This is a genomic window from Streptomyces sp. S186 (assembly GCF_051603415.1).
In the GTDB taxonomy this organism is placed as follows: domain Bacteria; phylum Actinomycetota; class Actinomycetes; order Streptomycetales; family Streptomycetaceae; genus Streptomyces.
In genome coordinates, this window is the sequence record NZ_CP193932.1 from 974,662 (window position 1) to 994,627 (window position 19,966).

General features: G+C 71.1%; 12 protein-coding genes. 6 read left to right on the top strand and 6 right to left on the bottom strand.

The window, feature by feature from the left end:
* The first annotated feature begins 1,276 nt into the window (after positions 1-1,276).
* From ACRAS8_RS04365 to ACRAS8_RS04390, 6 genes are all read left to right on the top strand, one after another.
* A complete protein-coding gene (locus ACRAS8_RS04365; protein ID WP_438484437.1) occupies positions 1,277-7,324 on the top strand; it encodes an acyltransferase domain-containing protein in 6,048 nt (2,015 codons plus the stop codon).
* Entirely contained in the window at positions 7,321-9,138 is a 1,818-nt protein-coding gene (locus ACRAS8_RS04370) for a non-ribosomal peptide synthetase (protein WP_438484438.1), read from the top strand. Before ACRAS8_RS04365 ends, ACRAS8_RS04370 begins: the two co-directional genes overlap by 4 nt.
* Before the next feature lie 34 nt (positions 9,139-9,172).
* Positions 9,173-10,957 (top strand): beta-ketoacyl synthase N-terminal-like domain-containing protein, encoded by a 1,785-nt coding sequence (locus ACRAS8_RS04375; protein WP_438484439.1) that lies wholly within the window; start codon positions 9,173-9,175, stop codon positions 10,955-10,957.
* On the top strand, positions 10,954-12,192 hold the full coding sequence (locus ACRAS8_RS04380; RefSeq protein ID WP_438484440.1) for a cytochrome P450: 1,239 nt from the start codon (positions 10,954-10,956) through the stop codon (positions 12,190-12,192). The genes ACRAS8_RS04375 and ACRAS8_RS04380 overlap by 4 nt, the downstream gene beginning before the upstream one ends.
* On the top strand, positions 12,192-12,389 hold the full coding sequence (locus ACRAS8_RS04385) for an MbtH family NRPS accessory protein (RefSeq protein ID WP_438484441.1): 198 nt from the start codon (positions 12,192-12,194) through the stop codon (positions 12,387-12,389). The genes ACRAS8_RS04380 and ACRAS8_RS04385 overlap by 1 nt, the downstream gene beginning before the upstream one ends.
* Positions 12,390-12,565: 176 nt before the next feature.
* Positions 12,566-13,261 (top strand): formyltransferase family protein, encoded by a 696-nt coding sequence (locus ACRAS8_RS04390; RefSeq protein WP_438484442.1) that lies wholly within the window; start codon positions 12,566-12,568, stop codon positions 13,259-13,261.
* A 132-nt stretch (positions 13,262-13,393) separates the two neighbouring features.
* Here the strand turns inward: ACRAS8_RS04390 and ACRAS8_RS04395 are convergent, their stop codons facing one another.
* The 6 genes from ACRAS8_RS04395 to ACRAS8_RS04420 form a co-directional block, all read right to left on the bottom strand.
* Positions 13,394-14,104, bottom strand: coding sequence for an SDR family oxidoreductase (locus ACRAS8_RS04395; RefSeq protein WP_438484443.1), 711 nt, complete (start codon positions 14,102-14,104; stop codon positions 13,394-13,396).
* A gap of 87 nt (positions 14,105-14,191) precedes the next feature.
* Positions 14,192-15,274 (bottom strand): ABC transporter ATP-binding protein, encoded by a 1,083-nt coding sequence (locus ACRAS8_RS04400; protein ID WP_438484444.1) that lies wholly within the window; start codon positions 15,272-15,274, stop codon positions 14,192-14,194.
* Positions 15,271-16,275 carry an ABC transporter ATP-binding protein gene (locus ACRAS8_RS04405; protein WP_438484445.1) on the bottom strand — a complete coding sequence of 335 codons (1,005 nt, stop codon included), beginning with the start codon at positions 16,273-16,275 and terminating at the stop codon, positions 15,271-15,273. The genes ACRAS8_RS04400 and ACRAS8_RS04405 overlap by 4 nt, the downstream gene beginning before the upstream one ends.
* On the bottom strand, positions 16,275-17,261 hold the full coding sequence (locus tag ACRAS8_RS04410) for an ABC transporter permease (protein WP_438484446.1): 987 nt from the start codon (positions 17,259-17,261) through the stop codon (positions 16,275-16,277). Before ACRAS8_RS04410 ends, ACRAS8_RS04405 begins: the two co-directional genes overlap by 1 nt.
* Positions 17,258-18,205: an ABC transporter permease gene (locus tag ACRAS8_RS04415; RefSeq protein WP_438484447.1), complete on the bottom strand. Its 948-nt coding sequence runs from the start codon at positions 18,203-18,205 to the stop codon at positions 17,258-17,260. The genes ACRAS8_RS04410 and ACRAS8_RS04415 overlap by 4 nt, the downstream gene beginning before the upstream one ends.
* Before the next feature lie 12 nt (positions 18,206-18,217).
* Positions 18,218-19,960, bottom strand: coding sequence for an ABC transporter substrate-binding protein (locus ACRAS8_RS04420; protein ID WP_438484448.1), 1,743 nt, complete (start codon positions 19,958-19,960; stop codon positions 18,218-18,220).
* Positions 19,961-19,966 lie beyond the last annotated feature (6 nt).

Genomic DNA, 19,966 nt, shown 5'->3' on the forward strand with positions numbered 1-19,966 from the left:
ATCGCCTAGTTCACGGGTGACTGGCAGGTGTTCACGGGTGACTGGCAGGTGTCGAGGCCGGGCAGCCCCTGGACGGGGTGCCTGCGCCCGACATCGACCGGGCATGCGTCCGGAATTGCCCGGCTTGCGCACGGATGGCGAGCTTGGCGCAGGACGCCCGAATCTTCCCTCGCCCATCGCGAGAAAAAGTCGGAACCAGCCACTTGGGGGTCAATTCTTGCCACTGCACCTTCCGGCCAGCAGATCACTCTTGTCTCAGCCGTTCGCAGAGTGGCAGTCTGAGTTCGCCGATCGGGCAAGCGCCTCGTAATCCGGTCCCTTTGGATAAAGCGGACCTGGAAGCCCGTCGGTTGTGGTCGTGCGGGCGAGGAGTTTTCGCCCGCACGTTGCCACAGCCAGAGTTGCCACAGTCAAAGCAGTCGCCGATCAACTTGACCAGCAGATGGACGACGTACCCGGCGGATCGAATGCCGGGCAGTGATCCCGAATCAGACCGTGACCTGATTCGGTCAGGATGACTCAACGGGGGCAAGCACCGTGCACTTACCGGCCTTTCGGCAGCTACGCCTTCATCTCCAGGGGGGTACCGGCCGTCGAGCACCATACGGCTCTCTTCGCCCTGACCGGGCTTCCTCATATTCCGCACGCCCGCCATATTTCTCACGCCCGCCATACCTCCTCTCACGCTCGCCGTATTCCAGCCTGACCGACGAGGCCGGCGCACCGCCGAGTGCGGCCGGACACCGCCCGGTAGGTGCGTCGAGGCTGACGCAACGGCGCGGACGCGCGGACGCCGACAGCGGCCGACGGCCCGGCCGGACGCGGCTGTGACAGCGCGAGTCGGCCGGTAGCCGACCGCGAGCCGCGAATCCCCGATCACTCGGGCAGACTTCGAAACCGCTGGTCATCTGGTCATCGGCGCGCGTAGGCACATTCGCGTGGATGGTGACGCGTCGGGTTCTGCTTCTTGGTGTCAATCCGCTTCCCGGTGTCAAGAGGAACGGATTTGACGGACCAGGGCCCGGACAGCCGGCTTTCCGGGAACTGACTGCCCTGGCATACGGCCGCATGCGCCGAGCCATCTTCCCCCAATCCCTCACCCCCATCCCCTCATCCTCTCACCCCCTCAATTCCCTTGGTACCTGCTGCCGTTGCCCGGTCGAAGGAGTTTCCCGCGCCTTCGATCCGCCCGCGGCAACCCGCTACCAGCCCTTTCCATGCGCTCCATGCGCTCCATCCGATCCATCCACTCCATCCGCCCTGCCGAGGAGGCGAAGTGCCCCAAGAGCACGGACCGCGCACTGTGCGCGCCGTAACAGATTTTCTGCTTTCTCGCGTCGTCGAGCTGCTGGACGTGTCCGAGGAGACGGTGGATCGCTGGGCGCCGATGCACCAGTACGGCCTGGAATCGGTGAAGGCGGCCGCGCTGGCCGCGTCGTTGTCCGAATTCCTCGGCTGGAAAGTGCCGGTCACCTGGATGTGGCAGTACCCGACCGTCGACGAGCTGAGCCGTGCGCTCGTCGACGGTCCACGCGCCGCGGAGCCCGCCGCCCCGAGCACCGAACGCCGGGCGGCCTCGCACGAGCCCGTCGCGATCGTGGGCATCGGCTGCCGGTTCCCGGGCGGACCGGACCCGTCCGCGTTCTGGCAGATGCTGACCGAGGGCCGCGACGCCGTCGGCCCGGTGCCGGCCGCGCGGCGCGAGCTGCTGCGCGACAGCGCGCGCTGGGGCGGATTCATCGACGGCATCGACCAGTTCGACCCGCTGTTCTTCGGCATCTCGCCCCGGGAAGCGGTCCAGATGGACCCGCAGCAGCGCCTGACGCTGGAGCTGGCCTGGGAGGCGCTGGAGGACGCGGGTATCCCGCCGCTCAGCCTCGTCGGCAGCGACACCGGCGTGTTCATGGCCTCCTGCTGGGGCGACTACGCCGCGTTGGCGCACTATCGCGGTCCCGACAGCCAGATCACCCCGCACACCGCGACCGGCATGCACGACGGCATCATCGCCAATCGCGTCTCCTACATCCTCGGTCTGCAGGGCCCGAGCATGGCCATCGACGCCGCCTGTGCGGGGTCGCTGGTCTCGGTGCACGTGGGATGCCAGTCGATCTGGCTGGGCGAGAGCGAACTGGTGCTGGCCGGTGGCGTGAACCTGAGCTTCGTCTCGGACTACTACACCGCCATGGACCAGATGGGCGCGCTCGCCCCGGACGGCCGCTGCAAGTCGTTCGACGCCCGCGCCAACGGCTATGTCCGTGGTGAGGGCGCCGGCGTCGTCGTGCTCGCCCCGCTGAGCGTGGCGCTGGAGCGCGAGCTGCCGGTGTACTGCGTGATCAAGGGCAGCTCGTCCAACAACGACGGCCTGAGCAACGGCATGACCGCGCCCAACCCCCAGGCGCAGGAGCTGATGCTCCGCACCGCGTACCGACGGGCCGGCATCGCACCGTCCCTCGTGGACTACATCGAGTGCCACGGCTCCGCGACGCCCCTCGGCGACCCGATCGAGGCCAACGCCATCGGCGCGGTCCTGGGCGGTGACCGTCCGGAGCCGCTGCGGCTCGGCTCGGTCAAGTCCAACGTCGGGCACCTGGAGGCGGCGGCCGGCATCGTCGGCCTGGTCAAACTCGCGCTGTCGATCCGCAACGGCGTGCTGCCGGCGAGCCTGCACTACGCCACCCCGAACCCGCAGATCCTGTTCGACGAGTACAACCTGACCGTCCAGGACCGCCTGACCGCGTGGCCGCGCCGGTCCGACGCGCGCCGCGGCGGCGTCAGCTCGTTCGGCTTCGGCGGCGCGATCTGCCATGTCGCCGTCGAGGAACTTCCCCGCCCCGAGGGCTCGTTGGTCCTGCTGGCCGAGGACTCCCCCGAGGCGCTGGCCAAGCAGGCGCTGGCGCTGCGGGACGAGAGCGACCTGCGGGCGGTCTGCCGGCGGCAGCCCGGCGACGGCCGGTTCCGGCTCGCGGCCGCCGCCCGCGACATGAGCGAGCTGCGGACGCAGCTGGACGCCTTCGCCGCCGGCACCACGGCCGCCGGGCTGAGTGTCGGGGAGAAGACCGGACGCCGGCCCCGGGTGGCGTTCCTGTTCTCGGGCAACGGCTCGCAGTGGGTGGGCATGGGCCGGCAGCTGCTCGCCGGGATGCCCGTGTTCCGGCGGTCCATGATGCGCTCGGACAAGCGGATGCGGGAGCTGCTGGGCTTCTCGCTCGTCGACCAGCTGCTGGCGCCCGACGGCCGCATCGACGACATGGACGTCTTCCAGCCGCTGCTGTTCTGCATGCAGGTGGCCCTCACCGACGCCTGGCGCTCGCTGGGGGTGGAGCCGGACGTCGTCGTGGGACAGAGCGTCGGTGAGTTCGCGGCCTCCCACATCGCCGGTGCCCTCGACTTCGAGGACGCCTCCCGTCTGGCCGCCTGCCACGGCCGGCTCCTCCAGCAGCTGGCCGTCGGACGCGGCGAGGGCATCGTCGTCACGACCGGTGCGGACGCCGTCGAGCCGTATCTGACCGGTCAGTTGACGGTGTCCGGCCACAACGGTCTGAACTCCACGCTGGTCACCGGCACCCCGGAGGAGATCGACGGACTCGTCCAGCGGCTGACCGAGGAGGGCCTGACCACCCATCGGGTGCGGATGGGCCACGCTCCGCACTCGCCGCTGGTCGACCACGTCCTCGGCCCGCTGAAGGTCGAACTCGCCGGCCTCGCGCCCCAGTCCACGCGCATCCCGATGATCTCGACGGTCACCGGCGAGCTCGTCGACGGCGCGGAGCTCGGTCCTGACTACTGGGCGGACAACCTGCGCCGGGAGATCCGGGTGGTCGACGCCCTGACCGCCCTGCGCGACCACGACATCGACGCGGTGGTGGAACTCAGCCCGCATCCCGTCCTGCTCAAGTCCGTGGGCGAGATCCTGCCGGCGACCACTCTGCCGTCGCTGCGGCGCGGGTCCGACGAAGCCTCGACGCTGCTGGGCTCGCTCGGCGCGCTGTACGCCGCCGGCCACCCCGTCACGGCGAGCCCGTTCCTCGCGGGCGACCGGGGCCGGCACGTCACGCCGGCCCAGGGCGGGCCCGCGGCCGACGAGCAGCTGCACCTCGTACCCGTCACGGCGCACTCGGCGGCCGCGCTGGCCGACACCTGCCGTGAGCTGTCCAACCATGTCGAACGCGATGCGGGCCTGCGGGTCTCCGACCTCGCCTACACGCTCGCGACCCGGCGTACCCCGCAGAACCACCGGGTGGCGCTGTTCGCCCGCAACCGGCAGGACGTCCTGGACGGCCTCGCCCGGGTCGCCGCCGGTCGGCCGCACCCCGATGTCGTCACGGGCACGGTCGTCGGCAACAGCGACCGGCGGGTGGCGCTGGTGTTCTCCGGCGGCGGCACGCAGTGGGTCGGCATGGGCCGGGAGCTGATGGACTGGCACACCGGCTTCCGCACCTGGATGCACGCCTGTGACGCCGCCGTGCGCGCCGCCGGCGGCTGCTCGGTGCTGGACCAGCTCGCCGCCCCGGCCGAGCAGGCCAGGTTCGAGGAGATGGACTTCCAGCAGCCGGTCCTGTTCGCCCTGCAGGTCTCGCTGGCGAAGGTCTGGCTCGAACTCGGGGTCCAGCCGGCCGCCGTCGTCGGGCACAGCCTGGGCGAGGTCGCGGCCGCGTGTGTCGCCGGCCTGCTGTCGCTGGAGGACGCCGCGCGCGTCGTGGTCGCCCGGTCGCATCTGCTCGAACGGAAGGCGGCCCCGGGCGCGATGATCTCGGTCGACCTGCCGGAGCAGGAGCTGCTGCCCAGGCTCGCCCCGTACGCCGAGCATGCGGCGATCGCCGTGGTCAACAGCCCCACCAGCGCGGCGGTCTCCGGTTCACCCGAGGCCGTCCGCGCCCTGGAGGCGGACCTCCGGCGGGACGGGATCTCGACCCGGAACATCCGGGTGGAACGGCCCGTGCACAGCCCGGGCATGGACCCGCTCATCGAGCCGCTGCGCGAACGGATCGCCGGCATCACCCCGCTGACCGGCAGCATCGACTTCTACTCCACGGCACTGGCCGACACGGTGAACCCGGTCGCCGACGTCGACTACTGGGTGCACAACCTGCGCAACCAGGTCCGGTTCGCCGAGACCGTCGCCGCGCTGAGCGAGGACGGCGTCGGCACCTTCGTCGAGATCGGCCCGCACGAGACGCTGCGCGGCGCGGTCGAGGAGATCGCACTGACCCGTGGTGCCCGGGTGCACGCGGTCAACTCCCTGCGGCGCGACGAGAGCGACCGCCGCTGCCTGCTGGGGGCCGCCGCGTCGCTGTACGTCCGGGGCATCCCGCTGACCTTCGACTCACTGTTCGCCGACGACGTCGAGGTCGTGGAGACGCCGCTGGTGCAGTGGCAGAAGGACCGCTACTGGATCGACACCGATACCAGGCCGCGGGTCGAGGCCGCGCCGGCACCGGTCGCCGAGACGGTGGCCGCGCCGGCGACGGTGGCCGGGCCCGTGGTCACAGACGTGGAAACCGTGGAAAACAGGTCGACGGCGGACATCGTCCTCGACGAGATCTCCGACGCGCTCGGCGTGCCGCAGGACAGGTTCGGCGAAGGCGCGAGCCTGCGCGACTTCGGACTGGACTCGATGCTGGCGATCCGCCTGGTCAACAGGTTGCAGTCGCTGTTCGGGCAGCGCGTGTCGCCGGTGGTGTTCCTCGACGGCCGGCCCCTCCCCGAGCTCGTCGACCACATCGTCGAGACCGTCGGCCGGCCGGCCGCGACCAGCACCGCGACCCCGGCGGCCGAACCGGCACCGGCACCGGCCGCGCAGGCCCCGCCGGCACCGGTGCCCGCACCCACAGACCGGCCGGTACGGAACCTCCTCGACGACCTGACCGAGCTGGACGCCGAGGAGCTGGTGGACGAACTGGCCGCGCGCGGTCTGCTGGAACCCACCGAGGCACCGGCGCTCGACCAGCTGCGCGCCGACGGTCTCGGCTTCGCACTGGCGCCGGCGTCGCACGGCCAGGTCTCGCTGTGGTTCATGCAGCAGGTCGACCCGGACGCCGTGCCCTACAACTTCATGGTGGCCGCCCGGGTCCGGACCGCGGTCGACGAGGACGCCCTCGACCGCGCCGTGCGGGCCGTCATGGAGCGGCATCCGGCGCTGCGCACGGTCTTCGTCGAGGCCGGCGGCGTCCCGCGCCAGGTCATCCTGGACGAGCCGCTGTACGAATTCCTCGTCGTGGACAGCACGGACCTGGACGACGAACAGGCCCGCGAGGAACTCGCCGAGTACGGTCACCAGCCGCTGGACGTGGACAACGGGCCACTGGTGCGGGTGGTGCTGATGACGCGTGGTCCGGCGGACCACTACCTGCTGGTGCTCGTGCACCACATCGCCTCGGACGCGGCGTCGGCCGACGTGATGATCCGCGAACTCCAGGAGTTCTACGAGGGTGCCGACCCCGCCGGCAGCGAGCCGGTCGCGCCCTACACGGAGTTCGTCGAGTGGGAGCGGCAGTGGCTGGCCGGCCCGGCGGCCGACGCGGCACTGGACTGGTGGTCGCGGGAACTGGCCGATCCGCCCGCCCACCTCGACCTGTCCACCAAGGAGCGCCCGCCCGGCGTCACCTACGAGGGCCGCGACCTCACGTTCCGCTGGAGCGCCGAGGAGACCCGCCGGCTCCGGGAGTTCGCGGTGCGCGAGGGCGTCTCGCTCAGCACCGTCGTACTGGCCGGCTTCTTCGCCACCCTCAACCGCGCGGCCGGCGTCGAGGACTCCGTGCTGGCCACCGCCATCGCCCAACGCGGCGAGGCCGGCTGGGAGTCCGCCATCGGCTACTACCTGAACACGGTGCTGGTGCGCGCCAAGCCCGCCGGCGACCGCAGCTTCCGCGACCTGCTGCGCGAGGTCCACGCGTTCGCGCTCGGCCTGCTGGAGCACATGAACTACCCCCTCGACCTGCTGGCCTCGACGCTGAAGCCGCCGCGGGCCGAGGGCCGCTCGCCGTGGTTCGACGTGGTCGTGAACTGGCTGTCCGCGGACGCCTTCCCGCGCTCCGTCAAGCTCTTCCACGGCATCGGCGACACCCTCGCACCCGACAGCGCCCTGCCGCTGGAGCCGCTGCCCGTACGCAGGCACCTCGCCAAGTTCGACCTGGAGATCTCCATGGCCGAGGTCTCCGGCGAGGTGGTCGGCCACGTCCAGTACAAACCGAGCTACCTGGAGAAGCAGACCGTGACGGCACTGCTCACGCTCTACCGCACCGTGCTCTTCGACTCGATCGCCCAACCCGACCTGGCACTCGACGAGATCACGCCGGGCGGCCGTTTTGAGGAGACGGACCAGTGACCCAGACCCTGTACACCGAGTTCGTCGCACAGGCCGAGAAACGGCCCGACGCCACCGCGGTCCACGCCGACGCCGGCGACCTGACCTACCGCGAGCTGAACGAGCGGTCCCGCGCGCTGGCCGAACGGCTGGTCGCCGAGGGCGCCGGCCCCGGCGTCCCGGTCGGCCTCTGCATCGAGCGCACCCCCGACCTGCTCGTCGGCCTCCTGGCCATCCTCGGCGCCGGCTCCTGCTATGTGCCGCTGGACCCGAGGTATCCGACCGAGCGGCTGGACCTCATGGTCCGGGACAGCGGGACCCGCCTGCTGCTGACCACGCCCGCCTCCCGGGCCAACTGCCCGGCCGGCCCGACCGTGGTCGTGCTGGACGGCACCGTCAAGACCGAGCCCGGCGAGCAGCCCGTACCGGTCGTGCCCGCCGACACCGCGTACGTGATCTACACCTCGGGCTCCACCGGCCGGCCCAAGGGCGTGGCCATCCGGCACAGCGGCTGCGTCGCCATGCTGGACGCGATGGACCAGGTGCTCGACGGCTGCGACCGCAGCGGCGTCTCCGCGGCCGCCTCGATCTGCTTCGACATGTCGGTGATGGAGATCTTCCCCGCGCTGTGCCGGGGCGGCGCCGTCGTCCTCGTGGAGAGCGCCGTCCATCTGCCCGAGAGTCCGCACGTGGACCGGATCACCCATCTCCACGCCATCCCGTCGGTGATGAACAGCCTGCTCGATGCCGGCGGCCTGCCCCCGAACCTGCGCACGGTCGTGTTCGGCGGCGAGCCGCTGCGGCGCAAGCTGGTGGACCGGGTGTACCAGGAGACCGGCGCCGACCGGGTCTTCAACGCCTACGGGCCCACCGAGGGGACCGTCTTCTGCACCTTCGGTCCGGTGCCGAGGGACGGCGCCGGTGAGCCCACGATCGGCCCGCCGTCGGCCGGCGCCCGGGTCTATGTGCTCGACGAGAACCTCCAACCGCTGCCGGCCGGCGTGCCCGGTGAGCTGTACCTCGGCGGCGCGGGCCTGGCGCCCGGCTATGTCAACCGGCCGCGCACCACCGCCGAACGGTTCGTCCCGGACCCGTTCCTGGACGGCGAACGCATGTACCGCACCGGCGACGTCGTCCAGCTGACGGACGGCGGTGAGCTGGAGTTCGTCGGGCGCACCGACAACCAGGTCAAGGTGCGCGGCCACCGCATCGAGCTGGAGGAGGTCGAGGCCCGGCTGACCGGCTGCCCCGAGGTCCGGGAAGCCGCCGCCGTCGTCCAGGGCCGCAGGCTCATCGGCTATGCCGTGCCCGAGGGCGACACCCGGGACGGTGTCTGGCTGGACGCCGGGCTCCAGTCCACCATCGCCGGCAAGCTCGCCGCCGAGCTGCCCGAGTACATGGTGCCCGACGCGATCGTGTTCCTGGCCGCGCTTCCGCTGGGGCCGGGCGGCAAGCTCGACCGCGCCGCGCTTCCCGAGCCGCCGGCCGCCGACACCGGCCCCGTGACGGCCGCCGGCACGCCCACCGAGGTGGCGCTGTCGGAGATCTGGGGCCAGCTGCTCAACCTCGAACCGGCGGGCATCGATGTCCGGGCCGCCTTCTACGACCTCGGCGGCGACTCGCTGCTGCTGGTCCGGCTGGCCAGACTGATGACCCGGCGGTTCGACCGCCGCGTCCGGGTGCCCGACCTCTTCAGCTTCCGGGACATCCACTCCCTCGGCCGCTGGCTCGACGACGAGAGCGGCGCCGCCCCCGAGATGGTCCAGTCGGCCCGCCGCCGCGGCAGCGTCCGCCGCGCCGCGCTGCGCGGCCGCACCGCCTCCACCGGCAACTGAGTCCCCACCCACCCCACTTGAGCAGGAGCCTTTCATGTCCGACAGTCCGGAGCAGGACTACGACCCGGGCGACGTGGCCGTCATCGGCATGGCGTGCAAGTCGCCCGGTGCCCGCACCAAGGAACAGTTCTGGGACAACCTCGTACACGGCAGGGAGTCCGTGCGGTTCCTGTCCAAGGACGAGATCAACGTCGACGAGACGCTGATCAACAACCCGTTCTACGTGCCGGCCTGCGGCGTGCTCGACGGGTACGACGCGTTCGATCCGTCGGTGTTCGGCATCAGCGACCGGATGGCGGCCGCGATGACCCCGGAGAACCGGCTGTTCGTGGAGAGTGCCTGGGAGGCGCTGGAGGACGGCGGCTACGACCCGGACCGGGTCGGGGGCGAGGTGGGCATCTACGGCGCCAACAACCCGCAGACCGCCGCCCTCTACAGCTCTCCGCCGGACCGGGTGTCGGTCGGCCCCGAGGCGATCGAGCACGGCCTGGCCTGGTCGCCGGACACCATGACGTCCAACGCGCTGTACTACCTGGGGCTGACCGGTGAGGCCGTCACCGTCACCACCGCCTGCGCCGGCTTCCACTACGCGGTGCACCTGGCCTGCCAGTCGCTGCTGCTCGGCCAGACCGACATGGCGATAGCCGGTGGCGCGATGGTCCGCCTGCCGCACCCGCGGGGCCATCTGTGGGAGGAGAACCGCATCCTGTCCAAGGACGGCCACACCCGCCCGTTCGACGCCAACGGCACCGGCGCCGTGCTCTCCAGCGGTGTCGTCACGATGCTGCTGAAGCCGCTGGCCGAAGCCGTCGCCGCCCGCGACCACATCTACGCCGTGATCAAGGGTTCGGCCATCAACAACAACGGCGTCAGCGCGGTGGCCTACGGTCTGGCCCAGCCCGAGCGGCTGAGCGCGTGCATCGCCAACGCCATGGAGGTCGGCGGCGTCACCCCGGACACGGTGTCCATGTACGAGGCCAACGGCCTCGGTCTGCCGATGACCGACGAGCTCGAAGTGCACGCCGTGAGCATGGCGTTCGGCAAGCAGACCAGCACCTGCTCGATCGGCGGGGTCAAGGGCAACGTCGGCCACGGCGGTGTGGTGGCGGGCGGCTTCGGTGCCGCGAAGGCCGCGCTGGCGCTCTACCACAAGAAGCTGGCACCGACGATCAACCTGACGGAGGTCAACGCGGACATCGACTTCCCCAGCACCCCGTTCGTGCCACAGCTCGAACTCGCCGACTGGGAACCGGAGTCCGGCATCCGCCGCGCGGGCGCCACGGCGATCGGTGGCGGCGGCTACAACGCGCACCTGGTGCTGGAGGAGCCGCCGACCCTCGCCGCGCGTACCCCCGAGACCGTCGGCCGGCCGCGACTGGCCACGCTGTCCGCGCTGGACGACGAGGCCCTGGCGCGTCAGCGCGCACGGCTCAAGGACTGGCTGGTGGCCAACCCCGACCTGCGCCTCGACGACGTCTGCTACAGCCTCAACCTGGGCCGCAAGGTGATGGGTCGCCGGTGGGCGGCCGTGGTCCGCAGCCGCGCCGAGCTGATCGAGGCGCTCTCCGCCGACGCCCCCCGCGGCCTGACCGCCGCGACCGGCGCCGCACCGAAGGTGGACGCGGCCGCCCTCCGCCGCAACGACGACGGCATCGTGCCGTCCGGCCAGGACGGACCGGCGCTGTTCGACCTCGCCGCGGCCTGGGTGAACGGCGAGCGGGTGGACTTCGGCTCCCTGCACCAGGGGGAGGCCAGCCACCGCGTGCCGCTGCCCACCTACCCGTTCCAGCCGCGCCGGCTCTGGCGTACGGACTGGTGACCGTGACCACACCAGCACTGGACACCGTGGACCTGGGCGACCCCGGCACGTTCGCGGACCACGACCTCGACGGGTTCTGGCGCCACCTGCGGGACACCGCACCGGTGCACTGGAACCCGCCGGCCGACGGCCGCCGGGGGTTCTGGGTGGTCTCCCGCCACGAGGACATCCTGGCCACCTACCGGGACGACGCGCACTTCACCTCCGAGCGCGGCAACGTGCTCGTCACCCTGCTCGGCGGCGGTGACGCCGGTGCCGGCCGGATGCTGGCCGTCACCGACGGGCACCGGCACCACGAGTTGCGCAAGATCCTGCAGCGGGTGCTCTCGCCGAGGGTGCTCGACGAGGTCGCGCGGACGGTCCGGATCAACACCCGGCAGTGGATCCGCGAGGCGGTCGAGTCCGGCGGCTGCGACTTCGCGGAGCAGATCGCCGGCCGGATCCCGATGACCACGATCTCGAACCTGCTCGGCGTGCCCGAGCAGGACCGGGACTACCTGCTCGGCCTGACCAAGACCGCGCTGTCGACCGACGACGAGGACGTCGACGAGGTCGACTCCGAGATGGCCCGCAACGAGATCCTGATGTACTTCATGGACATCGTCGAGGAGCGGCGCGAGTCGCCGGGCGACGACGTGATCAGCATGCTGGTCGGCAGCTCCATCGACGGTGTGCCGCTGTCCGACGAGGACATCGTGCTCAACTGCTACAGCCTCATCATCGGCGGCGACGAGACCAGCCGGCTCACGATGATCGACAGCGTCCACACCCTCGCGGCCCGGCCCGAGCAGTGGCGGCGGCTCAAGCACGGTGAGGTCGCGATCGACACCGCCGTGGACGAGGTGCTGCGCTGGGCGTCCCCCACCATGCACTTCGGGCGCAGCGTCGTCCGCGAGACCGAACTGCACGGCGTACGGCTGCGACCGGGCGAGATCGTCACGCTCTGGCACGCCTCCGGCAACCGCGACGAGCGGGTCTTCGACCGGCCCGGGACGTTCGACCTCGGCCGCACCCCCAACAAGCACATGGCCTTCGGCTACGGCCCGCACTTCTGCGTCGGCTCGTACCTGGCGAAGGTGGAGATCGCCGAACTGCTCATGGCGTTGCGGGACTTCACCACCGGATTCGAGCGGACCGGCGAGGCGCTGCCCATCCGGTCCAACTTCCTGACCGGGTTCTCCACGCTGCCGGTGCGGTTCCGGCCCGACCACTCCGGAATGAAAGAGGTCGGCTGATGAGCGGCAACCCCTTCGACGGCGGCGAGGGCGACTGGCTGGTGGTGGCGAACGCCGGCGGACAGCACGCCCTGTGGCGGCCGCACCTGAAGGTGCCCGAGGGCTGGCGGGTCGTCCACACCGCCACCGCCCGCGACGGCGCCCTCGACTACGTCGAACAGCACTTCACGACGCTTGCGGAGACACCAACGCCCTGAACTGAACCGCTCCGGGGGCCGGCCCCGCACCGCACACGGCCGGCCCCCGACACCGACGAACCGCACGCGAGAACGCACTGGACACCGGAACCGCGCTCAGCCGCTCCGGTGCCTTGGTGGAGCGCTCTCTCAGCCGTACGGAACAGACACCCGACCAGCGACCGCCGGGAGCGCGAGTGAAGATCTATATTTCAGGACAAGGAGCATTCGCGGTACAGGTCACGGAGGCCCTGTGCGACGAAGGCCACCAGATCGTGGGCGTGGCCGCCCCCCGGCTGCGCAAGGGGCACTCCGACGACAGCAACGCGCTGTCCTGGGACCGCCTGCGCTCCTGGGCGTACCCCAGGAGCGTCCAGTGGACGGATTCGGCCGAGCTGCGCGCGATGCACATCCCGGACGGGGTGGACCTCATCGTCGCCGCGCACTCGCACGCCTTCATCGGCCGCCGGACCCGCGCCAGGGCCAACGTCGCGACCATCGGCTATCACCCCAGCCTGCTGCCGTTGCACCGCGGCCGGGACGCGATCCGGTGGACGATCCGCGACGGTGACAAGGTGACGGGCGGGAGCGTCTACCACCTCACCGAACGCACCGACGCCGGCCCGATCGCCGCCCAGGAGCACCTGTTCGTGCCCCCGGGCTCGACCGCGCAGAGCCTGTGGCGCGAGCACCTGGCCCCGCTCGGCGTGCGCCTGCTGGTACGGGTCGTCACCGACCTCGCCGAGGGCCGGCACATCGAGGTCCCCCAGGACGAGAAACTGGCAACCTGGGAACCCGCCATGGACGCACCCCCACTCTTCAAACCCGAACTCATAGCCCTCCCCGGCACAACCCCCGTAGCCGGCAACAAGTGGGCCCTCCACACCCCCTGACCCCCACCCAACCAGGGCCCTGACAGCGCGTTGCCAACCGCGCTGTCAGGGCCCACCGCGCCGGCGGCGACACGATTGGCAGCCACACACGGGCGACGGTTCGTTCCCAACAGGGCGTCAGGTCGCGTCGTTTCAGCGGCCGCCCAGGCTGCTGCCGCCGTCGACGTCGAGGACGTGGCCGGTGATGAAGCCCGCCTCGTCGGAGAGCAGGAACGCCACGGCCGCGGCGACATCGTCGGGGGTGCCCAGACGGCCCATCGGGATCGACGCGATCGCCCGTCGCTCGCCCTCGCTGCCGGCCGGCCGCGCGCGGCGGAACAGTTCCGTCGCGGTCGGGCCGGGCGACACCGCGTTGGATGTGATGCCGTCCGGGGCCAGTTCCAGCGCCCACGAGCGTGTGCAACCCACCAGCGCGCTCTTGGCGGCCGCATAGGACGTGCGGTCCTTGGCCCCGTATGTCGCCCGCGAGGTGATGTTCACGATCCGGCCGAACCGCTGCGCACGCATACCCGGCACCAGTGCCTGGACGATCTGGACCGAAGCACGCAGGCTCAGGTCGACCACCTGCTGCATGACCGTCAGGTCCAGCTCCTCGATGGGCTGTGGCTGGGCGATACCCGCGTTGTTGACCACCCGGCACACCGTACGCTCCCGGGTCACCTCCTTGAGCATGCGCGCGGTGTCCTCGACATCGGCGAGATCGCACCGCAGGAACGTGCCGGGGAACTCCTCCTCCGGCGCACTCCGGGCCACGCCGATGACCCTGTACCCCGCCTTCGCCAACCGCCGGGAAACCGCCAGTCCGATGCCCTTGCTCGCGCCGGTGACCAGAACGTCTTGCATCCGCTCTTCAAACCTCCACAGTCTTTGGGGCGTTGCCCGCCGTGGGCTGAGACGCAGCCCAGCTTACGGTCAGCGCTGTCGGCGCTGTCAGGGCAGGGGCGCGTCCGGGAAGTGGCAGGCCACCTGGTGGGCCGTGCCCGGCTCCACCGGGAGCAGGGCGGGAGTGTCCGTGCGGCAGATCCCCTGGGCCTTGGGGCAGCGCGGGCGGAGGGCGCAGCCCGGCGGGCGGGCGGCCGGGCCGTCGGGGGCTCGCCGGCGCGAGCGGGGCGGGGAGCCCGGGGAAGGTTCCCCGAGGAGGGAGACCCGTTCGCGCGCTCGCTCGACGGCCGGGTCGGGCACCGGGACGGCGGACAGCAACGCGCGCGTGTAGGGGTGCGCCGGGGCCGCGTACACCTGCGCCTTCGGGCCGATCTCGACGATCCGGCCCAGGTACATCACGGCGACCCGGTCGCACACCCGCTTGACGACCGACAGGTCGTGGGCGATGAAGAGGTAGGCCAGGCCGAGTTCGTGCTGCAGCCGCTCCATGAGGTTGACGACCTGGGCCTGGACGGAGACGTCGAGGGCGGAGACGGGTTCGTCGGCGACGACCAGGCGGGGGCCGGTGGCCAGGGCGCGGGCGATGCCGATGCGCTGTGCCTGGCCGCCGGAGAACTCGTGGGGATAGCGGTCGAGGTGTTCGGGGATGAGCCCCACCCGCTCCATCAGCTCCGCGGCGCGCCCGCGTGCCTCGGCTGCCGGAGTGCCCTGCACCAGGAGGGGGTCGGCGATGATCCGGGCCACCGTCTGGCGCGGGTTGAGGGACGAGTGCGGGTCCTGGAAGACCATCTGCAGGTCCTTGCGGAGCGGCTTGAGTTCGCGCTGTGACAGGTGGCTGATGTCCCGGCCGTCGTAGGTGACCGATCCGGCGGTGGGCTCCAGAAGCCGGACGATCAGGCGGCCGGTGGTGGACTTGCCGCACCCGGATTCTCCGACGAGTCCCAGCGTCTCGCCCGCGGACACCTGGAAGGTGACGCCGTCGACGGCCCGGGCCGGGGCAGCGGCCCGCCGTCGCCCGGGGAAGGTCATGCTCAAGTCCCGTACGGATAGGAGGGGTTCGGTTGACGGTTCGGTGGTCGGGTCGGTGGTCGGTGCAGTGGGCGGTTCGGTGGGTGGTTCAGTGGTCGTCATGACGTCACGCCTTCGTGCGTGGGGAAGTGGCAGGCGGCCGGGTGGCCGGCCGAGCCGTCGAGGAGGGGGCGTTCGGTCGCGCAGCGCGTGCGTTCCTCTGCGGTGGCGTCGGCGAGTCGGGGGCAGCGGGGCGCGAACGCGCAGCCGGGGCCCGGGGTGAGCAGGGAGGGCGGGCTGCCGGTGATGGCCCGTAGAGGTTCGTCGCCGTCGTCGTCGAGGCGGGGCAGGGAGTCGAGCAGGGCGCGGGTGTAGGGGTGGGCCGGTGTGGCGAAGAGGGTGTCCACGTCGGCCTGTTCGACGGCTCTGCCCCCGTACATCACCAGGACCTCGTGGGCGACGCGGGCGACCACACCGAGGTCGTGCGTGATCATGATGACGGCGAGTTGCCGCTCCTCCTGGATCCGGGCGATGAGTTCCAGGATCTGTGCCTGGACGGTGACGTCCAGGGCGGTGGTCGGTTCGTCCGCGATGAGCAGGTCGGGTTCGCAGGCCAGGGCCATGGCGATCATCACGCGCTGACGCATGCCGCCGGAGAACTGGTGCGGGTAGTCGCGCGCCCGGCGCCGCGGCTCGGGAATGCCGACCTCGGCGAGCGCGTCCACGGCACGCGCGCGGGCGGCTCGCCGGCCGCTGCCGAAGTGCACGCGGTGGTGCTCGGCTATCTGCTCCCCCACGGTGTAGTACGGGTGGAGGGCGGACAGCGGGTCCTGGAAGATCATCGCCATCTTCCGGCCGCGCAGCCGGTTCAGTTCGCGCTCCGCCAGGCCGGTCAGTTCCCGGCCGTCCAGCTTGAGGGAGCCGCTGACCGAGGCGCCGGTGTGCAGCCCCATCACGGCCAGGGAGGTGACGGACTTGCCGGAGCCGGACTCGCCGACGATGCCGAGGGTTTCTCCGCGCCGTACCTCGAAGCCGAGGCCGTCCACGGCCCTCACCGGGCCGCGCGGGGTGGCGAAGGTGACCGTCAGGTCCCGTACGGAGAGGAGGGGTTCGGGGGCGTTCATCAGTACCTCACTCGTGGGTCCACGACGGCGTACAGCAGGTCGACGGCCAGGTTGGCGAGGACGATGAAGGTGGCCGCCAGCAGCGTCACGCCGAGGATCACCGGCTGGTCGCCGCTGGAGAGCGCACCGTAGAAGAGCCGTCCGACGCCGGGGAGCCCGAAGAGGGACTCGGTGATCACCGCGCCGGCGAGGAGCCCGCCCAGGTCCATGCCGAAGAGGGTCAGGATGGGCGTCATGCCGGCTCGCAGGCCGTGTTTGACCACGACGGTCCGGTACGGCAGGCCCTTGGCACGGGCGGTGCGGATATAGGGTTCCGCCATCGTCTCGATCATCGAACTGCGGCTCTGCCGCGCGTACATGGCCGCGTACAGGACGGCCAGGGCCAGCCAGGGCAGCAGCAGGTTCGACGCCCAGTGCAGCGGGTCGTCGCCGAAGGACACATAACTCGGGTACGGCAGCAGGCCGGCGATCCGGATCACCCCGTAGATCAGCATCATCGAGGTGAAGTAGACCGGCAGCGAGGCGGCGGCCACGGAACCGACCATCAGGGCGCGGTCGGTGAGGGTGTCCTTGCGCAGGGCCGCGACGACCCCCGCGGACAGCCCGAGGACGAGCCAGATCGCGGCGGCGCCGACGGCCAGTGAGGCGGAGACCGGCAGCCGGTCCATCATGAGGTCCCAGACGTCCTGGCTGTTCTCGTAGGAGTAGCCCAGGCACGGGAAGTGGCAGTGCAGCGTGTACTGGCCGCTGCCCATGGTGCGGCCGGTGAAGATGCCGGTGACGAAGTCGGTGAACTGCCGCCACAGCGGCTGGTCGAGACCCATGTGCGCACGGATCGCCGCCAGTCGTTCGGTGCTGCACGACTTGCCGCAGGCCGCGGCCGCCGGGTCGGACGGCAGGACGTAGAAGATGACGAAGGTGATGGCGGCGACGGCGATCAGGACGCCGAGCACACTGAGCAGCCGGCGGCCGGCGTAGGAGATCATGTGCGGCTTCCCCTCGGGTCCAGGACGTCCCGCAGCGCGTCGCCGAGCAGCGTGAACGCGAGCACGGTGAGGAAGAGGCAGCTGCTGGGGATGACGAAGTACATCGGGTCGGTGTCGTAGAAGGCGACGCTCTCGGCGATCATCTGGCCCCAGGAGGGCGTGGGCGGGCGGACGCCGACGCCCAGATAGCTCAGCGCCGCCTCGGTGGCGATCATCCCCGGGATGATCAGGGTGGTGTAGGCGATGACGGGTCCGGCGACGCCCGGGAGGACCTCGCGGGTGAGGATCCGCCAGGGGCCGGAGCCGCCGACGCGGGCGGCGTCGACGTACTCACGGTGCTTGAGCGAGAGCGTCTGGCCGCGTACCACACGGGCGATGCCGGGCCAGCCGAAGAGCCCGATCACGGCGGTCATCAGCACGATCCGGTTGACGTCCCGGGCCACCGACATCATCGCGATCATGAAGATCAGGGACGGGAAGGACATGGTGAGGTCCATCAGCCGGGAGAGCACCGCGTCGGTGCGGCCGCCGAAGTAGCCGGCCGCGATTCCGGCCGCCGTGCCGGCGACGACGACGATCGCGGTGGCGGTGAAGGCGATGAGCAGGGAGACCTGGGCGCCGTGCACGACCCGGGCGAACAGGTCGCGGCCGGTGACGGGTTCGACGCCGAGCCAGTGGTCGGCGGAGATTCCGCCGAGCGGGCCGATGGGCTGACCGCCCAGGTAGGGGTCGACCGCGGCCTTGTCGAACGCCTCGGGTGACCAGCCGCCCAGCGCGCTCAGCAGCGGGGCGGCCACCGCCATGAGCGCGAAGAGCGCGATCACGACGAGGGCGGTCTTCACGGAGGCGCGTCGGCGCAGCTGTTCCCAGGCGCGCTGCCAGGGGCCGCTGCCGGCCGGGGCGACGGTGGAGGCGTAGGTGGATGTGGTGGAGGTGGTGGCCATGACGGTGCCCCCTCAGCCTTCGCTCTTGGCGGGGTCCTTGAGGCCGACCGAGGCATAGTCGAGCTGGCCGCCGAAGGACGTCTGCCCGTATGCGCCCGCGACGTTGGTCCCCACCACCAGCGGGTAGCGCCGCACCAGCACGGGTACCGCCGGGGCCTTGGCGAGGATCTCGCCGTCCAGTTTCCGCCAGGCCGCGGCGGCCTTCCCGGCGTCGGTCATGGCGGCGATCTCGTCCATCCGCCGCATGGTCGCAGCGTCGCGGAAGAGGGAGTGGTTGCCGGAGTTTCCCTTGTCCTTGATGTAGCGGCCGTCGAAGACGAAGGGCAGGAAGGTGGAGCCGGACGGGTAGTCGGGACACCAGCCGGTGTAGACCATGTCGGTGCGGTGGGCGGTGTCGCCGATGGTGGCGTAGAACGCTGACGGGTCGACCGTTTCTATGGTGACCTTGATGCCGGCCTTGGCGAGCGCCTGCTGGATCGCCTCGGCCCGGCCCTTGTCGCCGTTGGAGACGGTCATCGTGGTGGTGAAACCGTTCGCCTTGCCGGCCTCTTTCAGCAGCTGCCTGGCCCTGGCCGCGTCCCCGGTGGTGGGGATCCCCAGGGAGTCGGGCTGTTTGCCGCCGAAGAGCGCGGCGGGCATGTACGCGGTGGACACGTCGTTGAAGGCGGGACCGCCGGAGGAGGTGGCCACGGCCTCCTTGTCGAGGGCGTACTGCACGGCCTGACGGACCTTCACCTCGTTGAAGGGGGCCCGGCCGGTGTGCATCTGCACCATGTCGGTGCAGTTCGTCGACTCGGCCAGCAGCCGTTCGCGGACGTCGGCTCTGGGCAGGACCTTGCCCGCGCTCTCCGGCCGGAGGGCGTACCAGGGCACGGTGGAGGCGTCCGCGCCCCGGCTGGCGACCATCCGGTCGTCGATCTGGTTGGCTCTCAGCCCCATGACCATGACCAGCCTGTCCGGGTACGCCTTGCGTATCGGGTCCGTCCCGGGGTCCCAGTGGGTGTTGCGGACCAGGACCAGCTTCTTGTTGCGCTGGTACGTCTCGATCTTGTACGGGCCGGAGGAGAACGGCCGGTTGTCGTACTGGGGCCCGGTGTCCTTCGTCTTCGGCACCGGGGCGAAGGTGGGCATCACCGTCACGTTGGGGAACTCGGCGAAGGGCCTGCGGAGTTCGAAGACGAGGGTCCGGTCGTCCGGCGTCCTGATGGAGTCCAGGTGCCTGCCGCCGGCCGGGCCCTGGTAGCCCTCGGCGTCCTTGAGGTAGCGGGCCGCGTAGTCGGCGCCGCCGGGCAGGTCCGGGGAGAAGGACCGCTCCACGTTGTACTTGATGTCCTGGGCGGTGATCGGCGTCCCGTCCTCGTACTTGATCCCTGGTTTGAGGTGGAAGGTCCAGGTCCTGGCGCCGTCCGAGGGGGTGCCGAGGTCGGTGGCGAGGTCGGGGACCAGTTCGCTGCCGGCGGTCCCGGGGGCCGCCTTGTACGACACCAGGGTGCGGTAGAGCAGGCGGGTCCCGAAGTCCATCCCGTTGACCACCCAGTTGCGGGCCGGGTCGAGGTGGGTGAAGTCCTGGTCGGACAGGATGGTGAGGGTCCCGCCCTTCTGCGGTACCCCGCCGACTACCCGGCCGTTGTTGGCCGTTGCGAGGTTCTTGCCGTGGGCGCCGTCCGCCTGCCGCCCGCCGGAGCAGCCGGCCGTGCCGAGGAGGAGGGCCGCCGTCAGGGCGGTGGACAGGGCGGTGGAGGTGCGCTTGTTCATGGGTGG

Coding starts and splice junctions, on each gene's coding strand:
- ACRAS8_RS04375 (WP_438484439.1), top strand. CDS start 9,173: ATGTCCGACAGTCCGGAGCAGGACTACGACCCGGGCGACGTGGCCGTC.
- ACRAS8_RS04385 (WP_438484441.1), top strand. CDS start 12,192: ATGAGCGGCAACCCCTTCGACGGCGGCGAGGGCGACTGGCTGGTGGTG.
- ACRAS8_RS04395 (WP_438484443.1), bottom strand. CDS start 14,104: ATGCAAGACGTTCTGGTCACCGGCGCGAGCAAGGGCATCGGACTGGCG.
- ACRAS8_RS04400 (WP_438484444.1), bottom strand. CDS start 15,274: ATGACGACCACTGAACCACCCACCGAACCGCCCACTGCACCGACCACC.
- ACRAS8_RS04405 (WP_438484445.1), bottom strand. CDS start 16,275: ATGAACGCCCCCGAACCCCTCCTCTCCGTACGGGACCTGACGGTCACC.
- ACRAS8_RS04410 (WP_438484446.1), bottom strand. CDS start 17,261: ATGATCTCCTACGCCGGCCGCCGGCTGCTCAGTGTGCTCGGCGTCCTG.
- ACRAS8_RS04415 (WP_438484447.1), bottom strand. CDS start 18,205: ATGGCCACCACCTCCACCACATCCACCTACGCCTCCACCGTCGCCCCG.
- ACRAS8_RS04420 (WP_438484448.1), bottom strand. CDS start 19,960: ATGAACAAGCGCACCTCCACCGCCCTGTCCACCGCCCTGACGGCGGCC.